This is a genomic window from Anaerobacillus arseniciselenatis (assembly GCF_001865995.1).
Classification (GTDB): Bacteria; Bacillota; Bacilli; order Bacillales; family Anaerobacillaceae; genus Anaerobacillus; species Anaerobacillus arseniciselenatis.
On sequence record NZ_MLQQ01000040.1, the window covers coordinates 138,485 to 160,477 of the forward strand.

Below are 21,993 nucleotides of genomic sequence, written 5' to 3' on the forward strand. Positions count from 1 at the left end.
TTACTAAAAAATAAAATATAGGGGGAATGAAAATGAAAAAGAAATTGACTCTACTGTTCAGTTTAGTTTTCAGTGTTTCTTTGCTTTTAGTTGCTTGTGGTGAGACTGATACGCAACTGCAACTAGGAACTGGAAGTCCTGGTGGTACATACTATCCACTTGGAACAGAGATTGCTAATGTTGTAACTGCTGAAGTTGAAGGTCTTTCAGTAAGTGCTGTATCGTCTGGTGCATCTGTTGAAAACCTTTCGATGATTGGGCAAGGTGAAATGGATTTAGGAATGACGGTTCATTTACCAGCACAAGATGCTCTTAATGGTGTAGGAGCTTTCGAATCTCCTGTTGAGAACTTCGGTTTTATGGGCCATATATACCCAGAAGTGATGCAAGTAGTAGTAAGAGCTGATTCTGGTATTGATTCAATTGCTGATTTAGCTGGGAAGCGTGTAGCTATTGGACCTGCAGGAAGTGGGACACAAGATGCAGCTACTTTAATTCTTGAAGCTTACGGTGTTGAAGATGGTGATTACACTCCATTTGCTGAAGGTTTCGGGAATGCGGCTGGACAATTACAAGATGGTAATATCGATGCATTATTCGGATTACTAGGTTTACCAGCTTCTGCGGTTACAGAGTTAGCCTTAAACCGTGATATTAAAATTTTAGATGTTGAAGGTGACGCATTAGACTACATTTTAGAAAATAGTGGTTACGGTCATTTAGAAATCCCAGCAGATGCTTATGATTTCCTTGATGCTCCCGTGAGCACAGTAACTGCTTATGCTGTTCTAGTTGGTTCGCTTGATTCAGTTGATGAAGATTTAGGATATGAGATCACAAAAGCAATGTTTGAAAAGGCTGGTAATGTTACTCATGACCAAGCAAGACATTTAACTAAAGATAATGCACTTTTAGGGTCTGAAGGTCTTCCTTTCCACCCAGGTGCTGAAAGATATTTCCAAGAAATTGGTCTAAGGTAATAAAATCAATAGACCGGGCAAACTAAATGTCCGGTCTATTTTTCAAGTTACTAGTGAAATACGTAACAATTATATGTCCGTTCAAAACGGGTATCGATGAAAAAGCAGGAATTAGCAGTCCTACTTTTTCATCGGTTTTATTATTTTTTAGGTGGTGGTTTTATGGCTAACGAAAAAAACGTTTCAGAACAAGAGTTATTAGCTAAGTACGACCGAGAGTCTGCTTATCGAATTAATGTTGGAAAATGGGCGTTAATTATTAGTGTTATAGCAATTTCATTAACGTTTTTCCAACTTTATACTGCTCTTAAAGGTTCTTACGTATCAATGATCCAAGGGGCGATCCACCTTGGTGCAGGTTTATCATTAATTTATCTTTTATATCCGGCGAAGCGATCATTAATACGCCATAAAGGGATTGCTTGGTATGATGTCGTCTTGGCATTTCTATCATTAGCATGTAATTTTTATGTTGTATATAATTATGAATGGTTAACAACGAGAGCACTTACCACTGGATTTACAACGATGGATATTGTCGTCGCTTCTTTAGCCATTGCACTACTTTTAGAAGCAACACGTCGTGCCGTTGGTTTGCCGATCGTCATTATCGCACTACTTGCCATTGCTTATGGATTATGGGGAAGCTACATCCCTGTATTTGGTCACAGAGGTTTCTCATGGGAAGGATTAGTTCGAAGACTTGTTTATAGTGATAATGCGATTTTCGGAATTCCAATTCAAATATCTGCAACATTCATTTATTTATTCTTGTTCTTTGGTGTAATGTTAACAAAAACTGGTATTGGAAAGTTTTTTAACGATTTAGCCTTTGGGGCTACTGGACGCTTCACTGGTGGAACAGCAAAAGCTGCAGTATCCGCTAGTGCACTTCAAGGTATGGTAACAGGAAGTTCTGTTGCCAACACTGTTGGGTCAGGTTCTTTTACTATTCCAATGATGAAACGGGCAGGCTTTAGGCCAGAATTCGCTGCAGCATCGGAAGCATCCGCTTCTACTGGTGGACAAATTATGCCACCAATCATGGGAGCTGCTGCCTTCATTATGGCAGAATATACAGGTGTTCCTTATAGTGAAATTATTTTAATTGCGATTGTTCCTGCTCTTTTATATTTTTCAGGAGTATTTATGGGGGTTCACTTTGAAGCTAAAAAGCAAGGAATTTTAGGTTTACCGAAAAGTGAACTACCTTCTTTTAAGAGTTTAGCGAAACGTGCAGATTTGCTCTTACCATTATTCACGATCGTTGGGTTATTATTTTACGGTTATACGCCAACGTACGCAGCTCTTTGGGGGATCTTAGTATCATTTTTGGTAAGTTTGACGAGACGTGATACGCGTATGTCGATTAAAGATCTTTTTCAAGCGTTTGAACAAGGTGCAAGAGTCGCACTTCCTGTCATAGCTGCGTGTGCGAGTGCTGGTATAATCGTAGGAATAGTTGTATTTACAGGGCTAGGCGGTAAAATTGCCGGTGGAATTTTAGATTTAGCTGGTGGAAATTTCTTCTTACTGTTATTCTTTACGATGTTTGCTTGTATTTTACTAGGAATGGGTTTACCAACTACAGCAAATTACGTAGTTACTGCTTCAATGGCAGCACCTGCTTTACTTGAATTTGGTGTACCTGTTATTGCTGCCCATATGTTCGTTTTCTATTTCGGGATTGTTGCCGATATCACTCCTCCTGTTTCATTAGCAGCTTATGCAGGGGCAGGAATAGCAAAGGCAAATCCTATGAAGTCAGGAATTACAGCATTTAAGATTGCAATTGCAGCCTTCATTATTCCGTACGTGTTTGTTTATAATCCTGTACTCGTACTTGAAGATGCTACATTTGCGACATTTACACCTGTCCTTTTAACGGCATTAATCGGAATGGCAGCAATCAGTGCGGCAATGATGAACTACTTTATTTATACGCCATTACTGATTGAAAGAATTGGATTATTTGCAGCAGGCATTTTACTCGTTTACCCTGGAAACTTATATGTTTCTGGAATTGGATTAGTGCTACTAGTTATTATCGGCTTAATTCAGTTTTTACGAAAAAGAAAAAATGAACCAACAAAAGCAATGGCGTAATAAGAAAAGCGCAAGGCGCCGGAGCTAGACAGCTGCCAAAGTTTTTTACATTTCTTATCATCCATACGAAAGGGCTGTCCAAAAAGTGTTTTGACACTTATTCGGACAGCCCATATTTTTTACTTTAGCGGACATCTTGGATGCACCGAAAAGATGGTAAAATAGCGGATTTTTGTAGATTAACGGAATATGTCCGGTAAGAACTACTACAAGCGAGTGTAGCAACCACCAGCCTCAAGACTAAGCCCCAAACAACTCAAAACTCTTAACTCAACATTCAAAACTCAACACTCATAACTCTCAACTCAAAAAAGCTAGTCCTGAAAAACATCAAAGCTATCCCATAACCCTTCTAAATCCTTTAAGCGCTTTTCAACTTTCACTTGCTCGGCTCTCGTTACGGCGGTAATTAACGCACTAACAATACTAATTGGAGCCGCAAAGGAATCAATAAATGAGTTGATGTCTGTTGTTGCTATTAAAGCTCGATCCGCATAAGGAACGAGTGGCGACATTAGGTGATCTGTGATCACAACCGTTTTTGCCCCCCTTTGATTTGCATACTTTAAAACTTCGACCGTTCTTTTCGTATAACGTGCAAAACCAAAGCCAATAACAAGGTCATCGCTCTTTATATCAAGTAAATGTTCAGAAACACCGTCAGCCTGACGAATCATTTCTGTATTTTGAAGAACTAAGTCTAAATAAAACTCTAGAAATGAACCTACACTCGTAGCACTCCGATAAGCTATGATATATATTCTTTTCGCTTTACGAATATCATTAACCGTTTGTAAAAAAACCTCAGGATCGATTTGATTTAAGGTAACTTTTAAGTTTTGGATGTCATCATATAAAACTTCTTTCACAACATTCGCGGGCTCTTCATTTTCTTCTGTCGTATGTGCAAATACTTCTGCAGAAGTCCACTTACGTTGCAAAGCTTCTTGCAAATGCCGTTGTAAATCGGGATATCCTTTATAATTTAAAAATACAGCAAACCGAATGACGGTCGCTTCCCCGACACCAACGTTTTTGGCTAATTTTGACGCTGTTAAAAATGGTGCTGTCTCCATATTTTCAATTAAATAGTTTGCTATTTTTTTATGTGACTTACTCATTTTTTCCTGTGTATCAACAATTCTACGGTACACTTCACTTTCTAACATTGACCTCACCCACCTAACGATCCCCTTTAAAATGAAAGAAGGAGCTACACTACACACAACTCGTGTAACCCCTTAGTTTCAAACATATATTATCGTTCATGAACATCTTAAAGAGTAAAATTATAGATTAATGGTGACCGCCACAAACTTTGCTCAATACTCTTTCATATGCTTTTATTGTCGCATCAATTTCTTTTATACCATGAGCAGTTGATAAACTGTATCTATTTAAAGGCTTCGTATAAATTCCTTCATTTAAAAGATGCAAATCAATTTCTTTTCTAAGCGATAGGTCAGTTTGCTGGAGGTCACGATAATTACGAATATTCTCCTTATTAGTTAATACTACACTAAAAATTGACCCTATGCCAATCGCTTTCATTCCGATCTTATATCGTTTGAATAATTGCTCTAATTGCTGTTTTAAAAAAGCTGTATTTTTAAAAACATCTTCAATTTTTTCTTCTAAAACTTCTACTGTTGCTAAACCTGCCGCTAAAATCATTGGGTGTCCGTTATAAGTCCCACTATGGAATAATACATCTTTAGACTTTGATTTTTTACTTTGGCTCGAGTCAAAGACATCAGCGCCTCTTCTAGGTGAACTTTCAAGCATAATTTCCTCTCTACCACCAACAATTCCAATGGGAAATCCTCCACCGATGACTTTACCTAAAGCTGTAATATCCGGCTTGACGTTATATAATTGTTGCGCTCCACCTATAGCAACCCGAAAACCTGTTTTTACTTCGTCAAAAATAAGAAGTATCCCTAGTTCTTTCGTTATTTCTCTTAGGCCTTTTATAAACTTTTCTGTAGCTGGAATAAATCCGCCTTGGACAGGTTCGATCATCACAGCCGCTAGATCATGCTGGTGCCTTCTCAAAATGGCTTCACATGCCTCTAATTCGTTAAAAGGAAGGATAATCGTATTTTCTGCTTCTTTTTCAGGAACTCCTTTTGATTCAATAACAGAATTAGGATTTAGTTCCTCACCAGCTTCATTTAATGGAGGGGATACGCTTACTAATACTTCGTTGTAACCTCCGTGATAATGTCCTTCAAATTTAGCAATCTTATACTTTCCTGTATAAGCATAAGCAAGTCTTAATGCTAACAAAGTTGCCTCAGTACCTGAGTTCGTATATCGTAACAACTCCATTGACGGATAATGTTGTTGTATTTTTTTCCCAAACGTATATTCTAATTCATGTGGCGTTCCGAAAAGGCAAGTTCCATTTTGGTGTAATTGCTTTGTTATCGCTTCAGTAATCTTTTCGTGACCATGCCCTAGCATTAAAGCGCCATAAGCAAGTAAATAATCGATATATTCATTGCCGTTCACATCCGTTAAATGAGCACCATTTCCTTTTTCCATAACAATTGGATATGGGTCAAACGATTTAATGTTAGCTGTCACTCCACCTGGCATTACTTCTTTCGCTTTCTTCATCCATTCTAATGATTTACTCGTCCTTTCGAAATAATCCGGTAATGGATAATCAACCTTTTGGATAGCCATTTTTTATTATTCTCCACCTTTTCGTTAGTTTTAATTTCATAATTTCATTTTTTTGAATTATTTATTTCATTTTATGATAAATCACTTCATTTGTGAAGGGTTAAATTCAAAAATATTATTTTTTGAAATATTTGTTTCATAATCTATTAAATGAAAGATAGATTTCACTTTATATACATTTATGAAACTAAAAAACCACGAAAATAGGACTATTATGAAGCTTACACTTCAAAAGTTATGTTTTTTTAATGATTTCCTTCATTTTTGACCAAATTCAGCTTTTTTTGATATACTCAAAATGCTGAATGAAATTTTAATAGAGGAGATGGTAGAATGGCGATGCCAAAATACGTAACGAACATTGATAAAATTGAGGGGATTTCTGAAGAAGAAAAAGTAAAGTTAAAAAAGATTACTGAGAAGTATGTTTTTCGCGTGAATGATTATTATTTAAATCTCATTGATTGGAATGATCCGAACGATCCCATTCGTAAATTAGTTATACCTAATGAAGGAGAATTATCTGAATATGGGCGCTGGGATGCTTCCGATGAAGCGACAAACTACGTAGTACCAGGCTGTCAACACAAATATGGCACTACAGCATTATTAATGGTGTCAGAAGTGTGTGGCGCTTATTGTCGTTATTGCTTCAGAAAACGCTTATTCCGAAACGATATTAAAGAAGCTATGAATGATGTGAACCCAGGCATCGAATACATTGCCCAAAATCCACAAATTAACAATGTACTTCTTACAGGTGGAGACTCTTTAATTTTAGCAACCAAAAAATTACGCCAAATTATCGAAAGACTTCGTGCGATTGACCATGTAAAAATTATTCGTTTAGGTTCTAAAATGCCTGTTTTTAATCCAATGCGCATTTACGAAGATGAAGAGTTACTACAACTTATTCGGGAGTATTCAACACCAGAAAAGCGTATATATGTGATGGCTCACATTAACCATCCAACAGAAATTACTAAAGAAGCAAAAAGAGGTTTCCAAGCACTTCATGATGCAGGTGCTATTGTTGTAAACCAAACGCCAGTTTTAAAAGGAATTAATGATGACCCTGTTGTTTTAGGTGAACTATTAGACAAACTATCATGGGCAGGTGTAACACCTTATTACTTCTTTATAAACCGTCCTGTTGCAGGTAACAACGACTTCGTATTAACACTTAAAGAAGCTTACGATATTGTAGAACAAGCAAAAGCACGCACATCTGGACTTGGTAAGCGTGTAAGGCTATCAATGAGTCACACTTCAGGAAAAATTGAAATTTTAGCAGTTGAAGACGGAAAGGCTTACTTGAAATATCACCAATCTAGAGACAATGTGTACGGAAAGTTTATGGTATTAGACTGCCCAGAAAATGCTGCTTGGTTTGACGATCTTCCTGGAAACGAGAAATACTGGAATGCACCTAAAAAGAAAAGTGAAGATATCATCTCAGCTAATGAATTTATTGCTGAAAAAGAATTAGTAGGAACAAAATAATAAGAAAAGCGGAAGCGCCTCGGTAAGCTTCGACAAGCGTTGGAGGGCCAGCAACGTTTTGCCTCCTCTTCGTTTCTTCCTCGTGAATAGGCAAATCTTGATGGACCGAAACGCTCGAGAAGCTAGGGGCTGGAGCTAGACAAAGAAAAGCGAAAGCGCCTTGGTAAGCTTCGACAAGCGTTGGAGGGACAACAACGTTTTGCCTCCTCTTCGATTCTCCTCATGAGTAGGCAAATCTTGATGGACCGAAACGATCGAGAAGCTAGGCGCTGGAGCTAGACAAAAAAGCGAAAGCGCATTTCTTTAAAACAAAATTTTTTTTTATAATCCGCACTGATTGAAAACGTTTGTCAACAGTCTGATGGATCTGACAAAACTGTCAGATCCATTTTTTCATACTCCTACATATTCGAATTAAAATCATGCCAATTCATTTGAAGTTCTTCTAAATCGTCATCAAAATCATCCATATGCATAGGACCCATGTGATCTGGCATCATTTCGGAAGTTGGCATTCCTGTATGGTGTGGTGCCATTTGTGGTCCTGGTACGCCTGCATGATCTGATGTCATATGTGGCCCTGTCATTCCTGGGTGATGTGGTGCCATTTGTGGCCCTGTCGTTCCTGGGTGATGTGGTGCCATTTGTGGCCCTGTCATTCCTGGGTGATGTGGTGCCATTTGTGGCCCTGTCATTCCTGGGTGATGTGGTGCCATTTGTGGTGCCGGCATTCCTAGGTGATGTGGTGCCATTTGTGGCCCTGTCATTCCTGGATGATGTGGTGCCATTTGTGGCGCAGCCATTCCTGGGTGATGTGGTGCCATTTGTGGCCCTGCCATTCCTGGGTGATGTGGTGCCATTTGTGGCGCAGCCATTCCTGGGTGATGTGGTGCCATTTGTGGCGCAGCCATTCCTGGATGATGTGGCATCACGTTTGGTAGTGGCATTCCTGTATGGTATGGCATCATTTGTTGCGCCTTTCCAAAAGGCATTTGATGAGTTTTGTTACATCCGCAAGACATTAGTTTTTACCCCTTCCTTTTTTTAAAGCTAGGTACTCGAGTGAATTCCATAATTCCAATAAATTCGCCACACCCTCTAGACTAATTGCAAACAATTAACTTAACTAGATGTAGCATCCTAGTGGGTTTAATGATTATGAAATTCATTTATTTAGACAATATCAATTTTATGAATTAGGGGGATGTCTTGTGATAATAATCTAGAAAAATATTATGTGAATAACCAATTTAGGCATAAACCTAAAAAAAAACCATCATGCCGTTTTAACGTCATCATCTAAGATTGGAAATGCGGGCGAATTCTCTCGCTTCGCTGTAAAGCTACTGACCTCAATCACATCATGGAATGCTTCTTAGAGATTTATCATGCAGCTTTGCGACGAGTAACCGCAGGAGCACCCTCTATCGAGTTTTAGAGGCTCACTCTGGAAATTGGCCGGACATTTTCAAACAAAAACCGCATGACGATTAATCGTCACCATCTAACATGAAAAAATCCGGTCGATTTCCCTCACTGCGCTGTAAATCCGTTCCGGCTTTAGAGGCTTGTTCGGAAAAGTCGACCGTCATTTTCTTTTCATATAAAAAGAAACGATCACACTTTATCCTAATAAAGCGCGATCGTTTACCATATCTGTTCCTCTAATACGTTGGAATTCATTTAATAACTTTTCAATCGTTAACTGGTTCTTTTCTTTTCCAGCAACATCTAAAATAATTTGTCCTTTATCCATCATGATTAAGCGATTTCCTAAATCTAATGCTTGCTGCATATTATGAGTCACCATTATGGTAGTTAATTCATACTTCTTTACGATATCGCCAGTTAAATTCGTTATCATCTCAGCCCTTGAAGGATCAAGTGCTGCTGTATGCTCATCAAGAAGTAAAATATTTGGTTCTGTGAAAGTAGCCATCAATAAAGAGAGAGCTTGCCTTTCTCCACCTGATAATAAGCCTACTTTTGCAGTTAGCCTGTTTTCTAACCCTAAATGCAATGTTTCTAAATACTCTTTAAACATTTGTTTTCGTTTTTTATTAACTCCGAAACGTAAAGTTCTTCTTTTATTTCTACTGTATGCAATCGCTAAATTTTCCTCTATCGTCATGTTAGGAGCTGTACCTGCCATCGGATCTTGAAACACACGCCCTATATAGTGTGAACGTTTATATTCGGGGATAAAAGTTACATCTTTATTTTCAATATAAACATTCCCAACATCCGGTAAAAGCGAACCGGATGTAATATTCATTAACGTTGATTTTCCAGCGCCGTTACTACCGATAACAGTTAAAAAATCACCACTATTTAGCATTAAGTTTGTTCGTTGTAACGCTTTTTTCTCATCTAACGTGCCCTCATTAAATGTTATACTGACATCTTTTAGCGTTAACATATCATTCCCTCCTTTCTTATCCTGCTACTTTCATCTGTTCAGTGCGTTTTCTTTTACGTCGCTGCTTTTCCTTAAAATTATCAATAATTTTTGGAGCAACAAGTGCTGTGATAACGATAACTGCAGTAATTAGTTTTAAGTCACCGGTTTCTAAAAACTCTACCCTTAATGCTAACGTTACAACGATACGATAAATGATAGCTCCACCAATGACAGCGAGTGTTGTTATCGCAATCGTCTTTGTACCAAAAAGTGCCTCTCCAATAATAACCGATGCAAGACCGATGATAATCATCCCAATCCCCATACCGATATCAGCAAAGCCACCATATTGTGCGATCAACGCCCCAGATAAAGCTACAAAAGCATTTGAAATCCCTAAGCCAAAGATCGTTAAATTGTCTGTATTCGCAGAGAAACTACGAATCATTTTTTTGTTATCTCCGGTTGCTCGTAAAGCTAAGCCAACTTCAGTTTTTAATAAATAGTCTGCAAGAAATTTAATTAGAAGGGTTACAACTGCAGCAAAAATAACAATCCCAAAAGTTCTTGGAAGATGTGTAAACCCTAAAGAAGTAAATAACGAAGACATAACTTGATCAAAACCAATTCTTTCGGAAAGCTGAGATATTTTCGTCATTATTGTTTCTTGGCTCAATAACGGAATATTCGAGCGTCCCATGATTCGTAAATTTATTGAATACAGTGCAATCATCATTAAAATACCAGATAATAAGGGATTTATTTTTCCTTTCGTGTGCAATAGTCCTGTGATGCATCCTGCTAAAAATCCAGCTAGTATTGCAATAACGGTAGCAATTAAAGGGTTATAGCCACTAACAATTAACATAGCGGCGATCGCAGCACCAGTGACAAAACTTCCATCTACAGTTAAATCAGGAAAATCTAAAACACGGAAGGAGAGGTAAACACCTAGCGCCATAATAGCGTAGAAAATCCCTGCCTCAATTGAACCAAATATAGATATAAACATTACCTCTCTCCTTTCAAGAAAAGCGCAGGCGCCTTGGTCACGAGCGAAAGGCACTGGAAGCCCTTTGACAGAAGCCGCTTTTTGGCTTCCGAAATGGACTGAAGTGACCGAGCTCGTAGGCGTCAGAGCTAGACAACTGCCAAAGTTTAAAAAATTTCTTATCTTTCAAGAAAAGCGCAAGGCGCCTACTTATTCTACAAACTGTGCCTTTTCATCCCACTCAGAATTCCATTCAACCCCTTGAGCCTCAGCTGCACTTTTATTAATAAAAAGTTGCATTTCTGGTGGCGATTCCGCTGGGATATCTCCAATTGCTTTTTCACCTTTTAAAACTTCTGCTGCCATTTCACCAGAACGGTAGCCGATCGTAAAATAATCAATTCCAAACGTTGCAAAGCCACCTCTATTTAACGAATCTGGCTCACCAACGATTAATGGAATATCATAATCATTTGATACTGCAACAACCGTTTCTAATGCCGAAACAACGGTATTATCAGTAATAATGTATATTACATCAACGTCACCGACTAATGATTGAGCTGATTGTTGAACCTCAGCTGACGTCGAAACTGTTCGCTTTGCAACTTCTAATCCAATTTTTTTAGCTGCTGTCTCAACCGTTTCAATTTGAGCAATCGAATTTTGCTCTCCAGAGTTGTATATTAGACCAATTTTTGCTCCTTCAAAATATGTTGCTATAAACTCAACCGTTTCATCGACCGCCTCAGCTAGAAAATCACTTACTCCTGTAATATTTCCACCAGTTGGTTCATTCATTTCGGGAACAAGGTCAGCACCAACTGGATCTGTAACAGACGTAAAAATAATCGGAATATCTCTCGTTGCATTTAATGCTGATTGCGAACTAGGTGTTGAATTAGTAAAAATTAGATCGACCCCATCAGCAACAAATTTTTGAGCGATCGACGCCGCATTATTCATGTCCCCTTGTGCACTTTGAAAATCATAAGAAACATTTTCACCTTCGACAAAACCATTATCAGCAAGAGCTTTTTTAAATCCCTCAAAAGCCGCATCAAGAGACGGGTGTTCAACAATTTGTGAAGCACCTATTTTAAACTGCTCTTCTTCTGGGCTTGCAGCCTCAGTTTGGTCACTATCACTAGCTTGTGTCGAGTTTTCCTCTTCGTTATTATCTTGTGAAGCATCTTGACTACCACATGCAGTTAAAACAAATAAACTAAATAAAAATGCTACTAAACTAATAAATAATCGCTTTCTCATCGTTTAATCCCCCTACAATATTTTAAAAATTCTAATATTTATGTATTATCATAGTACATTGTCATTGCTGTGTAAATAAAAAGTTTTGCACTTTAAAGCGTTTTAGCGTTTTGGTATTGAATTTCTTGTGAACAGAAAATTGCCAACTAAAAAATGATTATAGGAAAATAATTTTGTAGCATGATGATCAATTCGTTCATATATTGTCATAGAACTTATGAAAAGAGTGACGAAAATGAGCGTAATTATTCCTTTTGAAACGATGATCAAAAACGGACAGCGTGTTCTCATCCGTAGTGCTACCGATAAAGATGCTACCCAGATTATGACATTAAGCTACGATGTTATTAATGAAAGTAAAACATTAATTGCAACTTCCGAAGAATTTAATATAACCACTGATGAACAAAAAAAATTTATTCATTTGTACAATAATATTCCATTAAACTGTATCCTCGTTGCTGAAATTAACCACTGTATTATCGGAATGCTCACTTTTCAATGTGGGACGTTAAAAAAATACTCACACCACGGAACGATTGGTATGATTGTTGACAAACGTTGGAGGGGAATGGGGATTGGTAAAGCTTTGCTAACATCGTTAATCAAATGGGCTTACTTTCAACCTACACTCGAAAAGCTTTGTTTAGAAGTGCTCGCTTCAAATACAAACGCTATATCCTTATATAAAAAATTCGGGTTTATTGAAGAAGGCCGTCAAATAAAGCAAGTGAAGAAATCAGCTGGAGAGTATGATGACATTATTTTAATGGGGAAGTTCTTATTCTAGGGCGGGGGCTGTTCCATAAGTGTCTGACACTTTGTTTTGGAATAACCCCTGCCCTTTTCTGCTTTCAATTAATTTTATTCAACAATAACAGCTGTACCGTATGCTACAATTTCAGAAGCACTATTCATAACACCTGAAGTTTGCAAACGAACGCCTACAATCGCATTAGCCCCCATTCCTTCAGCTTCTTTCACCATTCTAGCAATCGCTGTTTTTCTTGCTTTATCCATCATATCGGAGTATTCTTTGATTTCTCCACCTACAATATTTTTTAATCCAGCTAAAATATCACTTCCAATATGTTTTGCTTGAATTGTACTTCCTTTAACAAATCCTTTGTGGGATACAACTTTTTTTCCTGGAACTGCATCAGTAGTTGCTATAATCATCATCATCTTCCTCTCTTTTTTCTTTTATTCTTTCCATGATTAATAATACAAAAACGATAATCCAACCTAAAATGTGAAAAGCGAATAAATAAACGGCAGTGACGAAATCGATAAAAAAATAAATAATCGCGACAATTTGCAATAGGACGGTTACGACTAAAGTAATTGATTTTAAATTAAGCATTGAAATGGTCTCCTTTTTTTATCCACCATTATTATAGTACGAATCACTCATTAATTACAGTTTTTTTGTTAATCAATCCCAATTACGGTTAAGATGATTAATGGTTAATGATACTTTTACCTCTAATTATAAATAGTTCAATAATAACAACTGAGTCAAATTCATAATTACTTAAAGTGAGCCATATCAAACTATATTCAGTTACGAGCGACTTAACGTAACTATAATATATAGATACTTAATGGCGATAATATTGAATGATGAAATTCATTAAACTAAAAAAGTGATTTATGATAAAATACGATAGTGTCAATTAAAGATGAATTGAGGGATTTCCTTTGAAAATAGTACTAACTACGTTAAACGCAAAATTTATTCACACTGCACTTTCACTGCGCCTATTAAAAACTTATACAGCTTCTGAATACGACACAGAAATTAAAGAGTATACAATTAAAGACCCTATTTTAAATATCGTTACAGACCTTTACGGTGAAAATCCTGATGTGATCGGCTTTAGTTGTTACATTTGGAATATCGAAAAAACGATTGAAATCGTCAAGATGCTCAAAAAAGTAAAACCATCTTTAAAAATCATTTTAGGTGGACCTGAAGTTTCTTTTGATGTTCCGTATTGGATGGAACGAGTGCCAGAGGTAGATTTTATCGTTTCAAATGAGGGCGAAGAAACGTTTAAACATTTATTAGATGAAATTACAGGAGCACAAAAATATCACCTCGTGTTTGGCATGAGCTACCGTAAAGACGGCGAAATCATCGTCAACCCTCCAAGACCGAATATGAAGCTGGATACGATCCCTACAGCTTATCGATTTCAAGAAGATAAAGCCGATTTAAACAAACGTATCGTTTATTTTGAAACAAGCCGTGGTTGTCCGTTTAGTTGTCAGTTTTGCTTATCTTCAATCGAGGTAGGGGTTCGTTATTTTGACATCGAGCGTGTTAAAGAAGATTTGCTTTACCTAATAAATAACGGAGCTAAATTAATTAAGTTTATCGACCGTACATTTAACATTAAACGTGACTATGCCTTAGAAATTTTCCAGTTTTTAATTGATAATCATCAAGGTTGTGTGTTTCAATTTGAAATTACAGCAGACATTATGCGCCCTGAGGTGTTAGAGTTTCTAAACACTCACGCCCCTCCAGGAATCTTCCGGTTTGAAATTGGGATTCAGTCAACAAATGACGCAACGAATGAATTAGTAAAGCGCAAGCAAAACTTTGAAAAGCTATCAAGGACGGTAACGATGGTTAAAGATGGTGGAAAAATCGATCAACACCTCGACTTAATTGCTGGTCTTCCTGAGGAAAATTACGATTCCTTTAGAAAAACATTCAATGATGTATTTGCAATGCGACCTGAAGAACTACAATTAGGTTTCTTAAAAATGTTGCGTGGCACAGGATTACGAAATCAAGCGGAACAATATGGATACATTTATATGGACCAATCACCGTACGAAATTTTAGGAAATAATGTGCTATCTTTTTCAGAGATTATTCGAATTAAGCGTGTTGAAGATATATTAGAAAAGTATTGGAACGCTCACCGCATGGATACGACGATTGAATTTTTGATTAAAAATGAGTTCGAAACAGCGTTCGACTTCTTCCAACAATTCGGAGATTTTTGGGACGGGCAAGGCTGGTCAAAAATTGGTCATCAGCTCGAAGATTTATTTTTACGGCTTGAGCAATTTTTGCAAAGTCGTTCTACTAAAGATATGGAAATTATTAAAGGGTTAATGATTTATGACTTCTTTTTAAATCATAAACATAAGCCTCGTAAAACGTGGTGGGAATTCACACTTACAAAACAATCACAATCTAAATTCCTTGAGTTTGTATCCGAAAATAGTGAGCTTGTATCAACAGCATTTGCCGAAATGCAGCTTTCAGTAAAAGATCTGCATAAACATACGATGATTGAAGTCATTCCTTTTAACTTAGATCACTATTTACGAACAGAGGAAGTCATACTTGAACCTTCGCTACTAATCGCCTACTTTAATACGAAACAGCAGCTTTGCGAACCGTTCGTACTAAGTGAAATGTCCATTTGTGGTGTCTCCCCTGTAAATTAGTTGCTACGGGAAAGTTTACTTTCTTTGATTGAGTATTTCTTAGCAACTTTATTACAGGGCTGTTGGGTGAAAGTGAACTTTCGCTGGTGTCTGACACCACAAATGGACAAATCGTTAATTTGTCTTTCTGGAATGGACACTTTTATGCAAACAATACCTTTATTACTCTAATTTTTCACTATATTGCCTGATGTGCGTAATTCGATCAACCATTGGTGGGTGCGTATATCGTAAAATTTTTACGATGGTTGGTGGATTTACATCCGCTAACCCTTCCACCGACAGCTTATGAAAAGTTGAGACAGCAGCATCTGCATCTTCTGTTAAATCAATCGCGTAACGATCGGACTGATACTCGTAAGCTCTTGAAATAGCATTTGAAAAAGGACTTGATACAAAGCTTAATAGTGAAAAAATCAACAATATAATTGGTAAGGCTGCTAAGTCAGCCTTTTTTATATTGAGATATTTACCGAGATTATTAATCGTCACACTATACAATTTACTAGTTATATATAAAGCAACAAAAGAGGCTACAATCGAACCGAGTAATAAAAGCTGAAGATGTTTTAAGTCATAGTGCCCCATTTCATGTGCCATGACAAATAGCACTTCATCTTTTGTCAGTTTTTCTAATGTCGTATCCCACAACACAATCCTCAAATTGCTACCAATCCCAGTCACGTATGCATTTAATGAGTTTGTTTTATCTGACATCGTAACTTCGTATACTCGATCAGCTGGGATATCGGCTTTATTTGCTAACTGTAATATCTCTGTTTCTAATTCCTTATCTTTTATTGGATAAAAATCATGATATAGCGGATCAACAACCACTGGTTGAATAAACATTAAAAACAAAGTAAAAGGAATCGACAGTAGCCACGTATAAAACCACCATTTTTTAGGACTCTTTGAAATTAATAGCATGATCACATAAGCAATGATAGTTAAAATAATGGCGCCTACCCAAAACGAGACTAATTGGTCCCTCATCCAGTTATGAAAAGGTTGAATCGATATCCCAAAGTCTTTACTAATAGAATACGAAAAATATTTGATAGGAAAACTAACTAGCCAACTAAAACTAGATAGTAAAATAACATATATCGCGGTTTGCAAAAAGCGAAACTTCAACTTTGCCTCTGACCATCGGGCAAATATTCGTGAAAGACCAAAACAAAGAACAAATAAATAGATCATCCATTCAAAAGGTGTATGAACAAAATAAAGCACATTTCGCCATTTTGAAAACTCTTGAGATAACATTAATTGCTCTTCATCCATGAAAGTTTGCGGATCTGCTTCTGTACCAATATAATGCTCAGGTAAAGGTGTATCTACCGTAAACAAATACGTTGAAATTGCTACAGCATATAGAGCATAGATAATTACAACACCGAAAAATACTTTTTTCATTGTCTTTCCCTCCAATTTTCGTTCAAAACTATTAAAGATAACTGGACAAAGTCCTCCTTTATTAGTTTAGATGTAGTGAAGAGAAATAGAACTAAAATCCAAAGAGGGGGCCAAAAAGTGTCTGACACACTTGTTTTGGTCCCCTCTCAATTCTAGCGACTATGTTTTTTTCGTTTCTGCTACTAAATTTGTCATCGCTTTTTCAACAACACCAATTAAATGTTCCATCTCTACCATAGAGCTTGTCTGCTCCTCAATAATAGCTGTATTTGTTTCAACTTGCTCTTGAATTGTTTGGAATATTTCTTGAATTTCCTCTAAAATTACACTTACACCCGCAACTGAATCTTCACTTTCACTTGCTAGTTTACGAATTTCTTTTGCAACTACAGCAAAGCCCAGGCCTGCTTGTCCAGCGCGGGCCGCCTCGATACCAGCATTTAAGCCTAATATTTTGCTTTGACTACTCACCTGTTTAATTATTTTTAATACTTCTTCCATTTTTTTCACTTTTTCAATTGAAGCTTCTGTCGTATTTTGAGTTTTAAATGTAGAACGTTCTACTTCTTTAGATCCTGTCGTTACTTCTTCTGTTTTTTCGAGCATTGACTGCAAGTGTCCGTTGATAGATTCAATCGTATTTGTTAAGTGATCTAGCATTTCCTTATTTTCTAAATAAAGTGTAATCGTTCTTCTCGTTAATCCTAGTATTGGCCTTATTGCTTCGGGATCACCCCCAACTCCTAAGTTGGCTAAGCGCTGCCCCTTATAGATTACAGGTAAGTTTATCCCTGCACGTGGCGCTTCATCACCCATTTGTTCTTTTAGCCTCTCATGCTCCTCTTGAGTGACTACACCCTCCTCAATGATTCCGTCTATCACTTTTTTACCTACCGAATGAAAATCTCCAATTCGTTCTTTATCATATGCTGCAAATATGGTTCCTTCTTGGTTTACAAATATTAATCGATAACCAGTCTCTTCACTTACTATTTGACATATATGTTGAGCAAATTCATCAGACAATAAACTTTTCATCCCATTCTCCCCCTCTTTGATGACACTAACAGTCCTCCCTTAATAAAGTTGGCTATACAAACCAATCAGAGTGTAAGGTTATATGGTCATCACATATGTACTAATTTTATCAGAATATAATGTGATTTCTATAACAAAAATCACTGTTTTATAAGAAAAGCCTCCACAATAAATGTGAAGGCTTTTTATGAAATTCTGTCGGCATCGTCGCCCCTTCATTTTCAAAGGTTACATTCAAATTTTCCAAAAGCTGCTGATTACTAGAACACCCTATTATTAACATTAACACTGTAAAAAATGTCACAAATAAGTTAAACTTATTCAAGATAACCTCACCTCATTTTAGTATGATTGTATTATGAACTCATAGAAAGAAAATAACACTTATAACAGCACTTATCAAAACATTGATTTAGTAAACATTTTGTATGAAAAAAGGCGGATGATTTCGTGAACGAGCCTCTGAAATTCGTTAGAAGATCACAGTGAAGAGAAGGAAATTATCCGCCTTTTCCATATTAGATGGTGCCGGTATATCGTCATAAACATTTTGTATGTTAATAATTTATTGGAGGAAATCAAAATGGCAAATAAACTATCAATTGCATTTATTTTATTTATTTTGAGTGGTATGGCTTATACGGTCTATGGTTTTTGGGCAGTAGATGAAAACCCAGATATTATAACTGTGGAACGCTTTAATGATGAAGAACCAATTTTATTAGACAATTATATCGGTGAAAAGAAAACGATTTTACAATTCGTAGCTGTTCCGTGCGAATGTTGTAGCTTTTCGATGCCGTTTATTCAACAGTTTGCTGCCGAGCAAGATGAGATTGAAGTAATTACGATTGTTTTCCACGGTCGCCGTGGAGAAATTCAAGATAAGTTTGAAAATGAATATAAAGCTACTCATTTATATGGACTTGATTTAGATCGAAGTATTGCTAACTATTACGGGGCAAACGTCTCACCGACTTACGTATTCTTTGATGAAGCTGGGAATAATCTTGGTGCTTATCCTTATATTATTTTAGATGCTGAGGAGCTAGAGCAACGTTACGATGATGCTTATAAGAAGTTTAACAATGAAGGGGAAGCATAATGGATTACCTTCTCGCCTTTACTGCAGGGATATTATCATTTACATCTGCATGTATTTTACCGTTAATTCCTAGTTATTTAGCTGTGATCACCGGGCTATCTGTTACTGAATTTTAGGATTGCTCTTTTTACTAATCGGAATATTAAGTACACTTGGCTTTCAATTTATTAACGTTTTAAAAAGACATGTACGTACAATCTCAATCGTTAGTGGTGTTCTTTTAATTATTTTAGGATTACTCTTAATTACTGGCAACATGGCTTATATAACACCAACAATATAGCAAAATTCATAGTAAAAAGGGGCTGCCCCATAAGGTCTGACACCATGCAGAACTTACTAAATATAGACGTATAAATGTATGTATCCGTCTATATTTGGTGCCTAACGGTGTTTGCCACTTACTTTTGGGACCGCCCCTTTTCAAACTTTTTTCCTTAAACATTGTTGCTTTTGAACAATCTTTAATTATTACATTCTATTAGTGAACGTTGGAAAATATCCTTTTTCTTCTTTATCGTAAATTTTAAACAGGACAAAAATATAAGGTGCTAAAAATAATCCCCAAAGACCAATTAATGCATAGCGAATAAAATCAAAAATAAACATATCTGGAAAAACGAACTTAAAACCTTCCTGGATTGCAAACATTCCAACTAAGCCAATCATAAAAGCAATACCTTTTCGAATAAAGCTAGCACTGATTTCCATTTTCACGAATTTACTTTCTAATATGTATCCAACTCCTGCTCCTAAAAGTAATCCTGCAAATTTAAAACCCTCTTCTTCTGGGAACAAAAATACGAGAATTATAGGAACGATAACAGCTAAAATGAGTTGTAGACCAACATTAATCTTCGATAAAAAATTCTTGACATAAATTGCGATAATAATAATCCCAATACCTAAAGCAACCCCTGCAATGATGTCTGTTGGCCAATGTAGTCCGGTGTAAAGTCTAGATATAGATATAAAGAAGATTAACGAACATGCTAGCGCAATAAAAACTGACGTTCGAAATATGTAAGCTAAATACCCCCAAAGCGTTGCCGACCCTTGTGCATGTCCACTAGGAAACGAATCATGTGGGTAATGACTCCCTGCATCAGCTGCAGAGCTAATAAATAAAGAATTAACCCCTTCAGCACCGATCGGTCTAGTGACTGCGAAATAAATTTTCAAGAAAGAATTAATATATATTGAAAATATGAAAATGTAAAAAAGACGAAAGCCTATCGGTTTTGATATACACCAATAAATTAATGGTAAAATTATAAAATAAAACTCTTCATTCCCTAAAAACGTAAACACCCTTGCAAATTGATCTAAAAAAGGATGTTGTAGTTGTGTAAACCATTGTAAAATTTCTAATTGACTCATTATCTTCCTCCATTAATTTAATTTATTTGTCCGATAAATTAGTAGAAACTCTGATGTAATCACATACAAAACCCGCATGACTATTCCGTCACTATCTAAAATATAAAATATCGGTCGCCTTTCTTTCGCTTCGCTGTAAAGCTACTGACCTCAATCACATCATGTCAAGCATCTTAGCGAAGACTTCGTGCTGCTTTGCGACGAGTAACCGCAGGAGCACCTTCTGACGAATTTTAGAGGCTCACTCAAGAAAAGCGACCGAGCATTCTTTTTTCATATAAAACTCTCCTGTCGCCACACAGTCACCATCTAACATGAAAAGTCGTACGAGGGTCCTTACCAACTTACCACTCAATTATAATGGATATCTTTAACAACCGCACCTAAATTGTTCTCTTACACACTTTTTTACACATATATAAGGTATATTTTTTATAACAATAATTTCTGAAATCATTATAAAAAGGCTAAGAGAAAATAAATTCTCTTGCCTTTTATATTTTAATATTTAACTAGTATCATAATCCTCTAGTAACTTTTGCGCAGCTAAAGTTACTGTCGTTGTTCCTGCTTCAATTTCTGCCTTATATGTGGGTAAACTACTTTTTATTGTTGGGTGGTCGTAAAAGCGATTTAATAATTGGGATTGTAATGTTTCATTTAGCCATAGGAACAGTTGCTCTTTGCGACGTTCATAGAATATATTTTTCTGTTTTGTATGAGAGATATAATTATTTACTACATCCCACATCGTATCTATCCCTTCCTTTTCCAAGGCCGAACAAGTATGAGCTTTCGTTTCCCAGCCTTTTGTTGCTGGTGGTAAATAGTGCAAAATTTGATTATATTCTTCTTTCGCTGCAAGTGCCTTTATTTTATTATCGCCATCAGCTTTATTAATAAAAATGGCATCAGCAATTTCTAATACTCCCTTTTTCATTCCTTGAAGCTCATCACCGGCCCCTGTAATCATAACAACGAGGAAAAAGTCCACCATCGAACGAACCGTCGTTTCACTTTGCCCAACGCCTACAGTTTCGACGATAATGACGTCATAACCGGCCGCCTCACAAACGAGCATCGTTTCTCGACTTTTTCGAGCCACCCCACCTAGAGTTCCTCCAGAAGGTGTCGGACGAACGAAGGCATTTTTATTTTTTGTTAATTGTTCCATTCTTGTTTTATCTCCAAGAATACTCCCTTTAGACACTTGACTACTAGGGTCGACGGCTAGAACGGCCACTTTATGACCACGATCACACAAGTGTGTGCCTAAAGCTTCAATTAATGTACTTTTTCCTGCCCCTGGGACACCAGTAATACCTATCCGTATTGATTTCCCGGTATGAGGTAAAAGTTCACTAATGACATTTTGTCCTAACTGAAAATGTTTTTCAGCATTACTTTCCACTAAAGTAATTGTTCGTGCAAGCATCGTTCGGTTATTTTCTAAAACTCCATTGACATAATCTCCAACCTGTAACTGCTTTTTTCTACGAGGAGTTTGTTCTATATCGTTATTCATGTTAATCTCCTCCATTTTCAAAATGACGGTCGATTTTCATACAAAACCCGCAGGACGATTAATCGCCACCATCTAACATGAAAAAATCCGGTCGATTTCCCTCACTGCGCTGTA

Annotated in this window: 21 protein-coding genes; 8 read left to right on the forward strand and 13 right to left on the reverse strand. The window is 36.8% G+C overall.

Annotation, left to right across the window (positions count from 1 at the left end):
* Positions 1-32: 32 nt before the first annotated feature.
* Together BKP35_RS13930 and BKP35_RS13935 are read left to right on the forward strand one after the other, a co-directional pair.
* Complete coding sequence (locus tag BKP35_RS13930) at positions 33-980, forward strand: TAXI family TRAP transporter solute-binding subunit (protein ID WP_071313968.1); 948 nt, start codon at positions 33-35, stop codon at positions 978-980.
* 162 nt (positions 981-1,142) lie between these two features.
* Positions 1,143-3,086, forward strand: a complete 1,944-nt coding sequence (locus BKP35_RS13935; RefSeq protein WP_071313969.1) for a TRAP transporter permease — start codon at positions 1,143-1,145, stop codon at positions 3,084-3,086.
* Between the two features lie 314 nt (positions 3,087-3,400).
* Here BKP35_RS13935 and BKP35_RS13940 read toward each other — a convergent pair whose 3' ends face one another.
* Positions 3,401-4,255: a MurR/RpiR family transcriptional regulator gene (locus BKP35_RS13940; RefSeq protein ID WP_071313970.1), complete on the reverse strand. Its 855-nt coding sequence runs from the start codon at positions 4,253-4,255 to the stop codon at positions 3,401-3,403.
* Between the two features lie 127 nt (positions 4,256-4,382).
* On the reverse strand, positions 4,383-5,777 hold the full coding sequence (locus tag BKP35_RS13945) for an aspartate aminotransferase family protein (protein ID WP_071313971.1): 1,395 nt from the start codon (positions 5,775-5,777) through the stop codon (positions 4,383-4,385).
* A 333-nt stretch (positions 5,778-6,110) separates the two neighbouring features.
* Between BKP35_RS13945 and BKP35_RS13950 the strand changes: the two genes are divergently transcribed.
* Entirely contained in the window at positions 6,111-7,280 is a 1,170-nt protein-coding gene (locus BKP35_RS13950) for a KamA family radical SAM protein (protein ID WP_071313972.1), read from the forward strand.
* Positions 7,281-7,681: 401 nt separating this feature from the next.
* Here the strand turns inward: BKP35_RS13950 and BKP35_RS13955 are convergent, their stop codons facing one another.
* From BKP35_RS13955 to BKP35_RS13970, 4 genes are all read right to left on the reverse strand, one after another.
* Positions 7,682-8,302, reverse strand: a complete 621-nt coding sequence (locus BKP35_RS13955) for a polyadenylate binding domain-containing protein (RefSeq protein ID WP_071313973.1) — start codon at positions 8,300-8,302, stop codon at positions 7,682-7,684.
* A gap of 602 nt (positions 8,303-8,904) precedes the next feature.
* The gene (locus BKP35_RS13960) at positions 8,905-9,699 is read right to left on the reverse strand and encodes an ABC transporter ATP-binding protein (protein ID WP_071313974.1); all 795 of its coding nucleotides are present in this window, start codon (positions 9,697-9,699) and stop codon (positions 8,905-8,907) included.
* 16 nt (positions 9,700-9,715) lie between these two features.
* On the reverse strand, positions 9,716-10,693 hold the full coding sequence (locus BKP35_RS13965) for an ABC transporter permease (RefSeq protein WP_071313975.1): 978 nt from the start codon (positions 10,691-10,693) through the stop codon (positions 9,716-9,718).
* A 189-nt stretch (positions 10,694-10,882) separates the two neighbouring features.
* Positions 10,883-11,941 carry an ABC transporter substrate-binding protein gene (locus BKP35_RS13970; protein WP_071313976.1) on the reverse strand — a complete coding sequence of 353 codons (1,059 nt, stop codon included), beginning with the start codon at positions 11,939-11,941 and terminating at the stop codon, positions 10,883-10,885.
* A 235-nt stretch (positions 11,942-12,176) separates the two neighbouring features.
* Here BKP35_RS13970 and BKP35_RS13975 point away from each other — a divergent pair, with 235 nt between their 5' ends.
* Positions 12,177-12,731: a GNAT family N-acetyltransferase gene (locus BKP35_RS13975; RefSeq protein ID WP_071313977.1), complete on the forward strand. Its 555-nt coding sequence runs from the start codon at positions 12,177-12,179 to the stop codon at positions 12,729-12,731.
* Positions 12,732-12,805: 74 nt separating this feature from the next.
* Here BKP35_RS13975 and BKP35_RS13980 read toward each other — a convergent pair whose 3' ends face one another.
* Both BKP35_RS13980 and BKP35_RS13985 read right to left on the reverse strand, forming a co-directional pair.
* Positions 12,806-13,120 carry a YbjQ family protein gene (locus BKP35_RS13980; RefSeq protein WP_071313978.1) on the reverse strand — a complete coding sequence of 105 codons (315 nt, stop codon included), beginning with the start codon at positions 13,118-13,120 and terminating at the stop codon, positions 12,806-12,808.
* Positions 13,101-13,304, reverse strand: coding sequence for a hypothetical protein (locus BKP35_RS13985; protein ID WP_071313979.1), 204 nt, complete (start codon positions 13,302-13,304; stop codon positions 13,101-13,103). Before BKP35_RS13985 ends, BKP35_RS13980 begins: the two co-directional genes overlap by 20 nt.
* A 338-nt stretch (positions 13,305-13,642) precedes the next feature.
* Here BKP35_RS13985 and BKP35_RS13990 point away from each other — a divergent pair, with 338 nt between their 5' ends.
* Positions 13,643-15,412, forward strand: coding sequence for a B12-binding domain-containing radical SAM protein (locus tag BKP35_RS13990; RefSeq protein ID WP_071313980.1), 1,770 nt, complete (start codon positions 13,643-13,645; stop codon positions 15,410-15,412).
* Between the two features lie 162 nt (positions 15,413-15,574).
* Here BKP35_RS13990 and BKP35_RS13995 read toward each other — a convergent pair whose 3' ends face one another.
* The 3 genes from BKP35_RS13995 to BKP35_RS19655 form a co-directional block, all read right to left on the reverse strand.
* The gene (locus BKP35_RS13995; protein WP_071313981.1) at positions 15,575-16,831 is read right to left on the reverse strand and encodes a M48 family metallopeptidase; all 1,257 of its coding nucleotides are present in this window, start codon (positions 16,829-16,831) and stop codon (positions 15,575-15,577) included.
* A 159-nt stretch (positions 16,832-16,990) separates the two neighbouring features.
* Entirely contained in the window at positions 16,991-17,869 is an 879-nt protein-coding gene (locus BKP35_RS14000; protein ID WP_071313982.1) for a methyl-accepting chemotaxis protein, read from the reverse strand.
* 148 nt (positions 17,870-18,017) lie between these two features.
* Positions 18,018-18,194 (reverse strand): hypothetical protein, encoded by a 177-nt coding sequence (locus BKP35_RS19655; RefSeq protein WP_169819232.1) that lies wholly within the window; start codon positions 18,192-18,194, stop codon positions 18,018-18,020.
* Between the two features lie 258 nt (positions 18,195-18,452).
* Here BKP35_RS19655 and BKP35_RS14005 point away from each other — a divergent pair, with 258 nt between their 5' ends.
* From BKP35_RS14005 to BKP35_RS19660, 3 genes are read left to right on the forward strand one after another with little or no spacing between them, the layout of a single operon-like run.
* The gene (locus BKP35_RS14005; RefSeq protein ID WP_071313983.1) at positions 18,453-18,974 is read left to right on the forward strand and encodes a TlpA family protein disulfide reductase; all 522 of its coding nucleotides are present in this window, start codon (positions 18,453-18,455) and stop codon (positions 18,972-18,974) included.
* The gene (locus BKP35_RS19000; protein ID WP_084031667.1) at positions 18,974-19,090 is read left to right on the forward strand and encodes a cytochrome c biogenesis protein CcdA; all 117 of its coding nucleotides are present in this window, start codon (positions 18,974-18,976) and stop codon (positions 19,088-19,090) included. Before BKP35_RS14005 ends, BKP35_RS19000 begins: the two co-directional genes overlap by 1 nt.
* A 2-nt stretch (positions 19,091-19,092) precedes the next feature.
* A complete protein-coding gene (locus BKP35_RS19660; protein WP_169819233.1) occupies positions 19,093-19,257 on the forward strand; it encodes a hypothetical protein in 165 nt (54 codons plus the stop codon).
* 188 nt (positions 19,258-19,445) lie between these two features.
* On the opposite strand, the gene BKP35_RS14010 is transcribed toward BKP35_RS19660, so the two are convergent.
* Both BKP35_RS14010 and meaB read right to left on the reverse strand, forming a co-directional pair.
* On the reverse strand, positions 19,446-20,354 hold the full coding sequence (locus BKP35_RS14010; RefSeq protein ID WP_071313984.1) for a phosphatase PAP2 family protein: 909 nt from the start codon (positions 20,352-20,354) through the stop codon (positions 19,446-19,448).
* A 508-nt stretch (positions 20,355-20,862) separates the two neighbouring features.
* Positions 20,863-21,879 (reverse strand): methylmalonyl Co-A mutase-associated GTPase MeaB, encoded by a 1,017-nt coding sequence (gene meaB / locus BKP35_RS14015; RefSeq protein ID WP_245741972.1) that lies wholly within the window; start codon positions 21,877-21,879, stop codon positions 20,863-20,865.
* Positions 21,880-21,993: the final 114 nt, after the last annotated feature.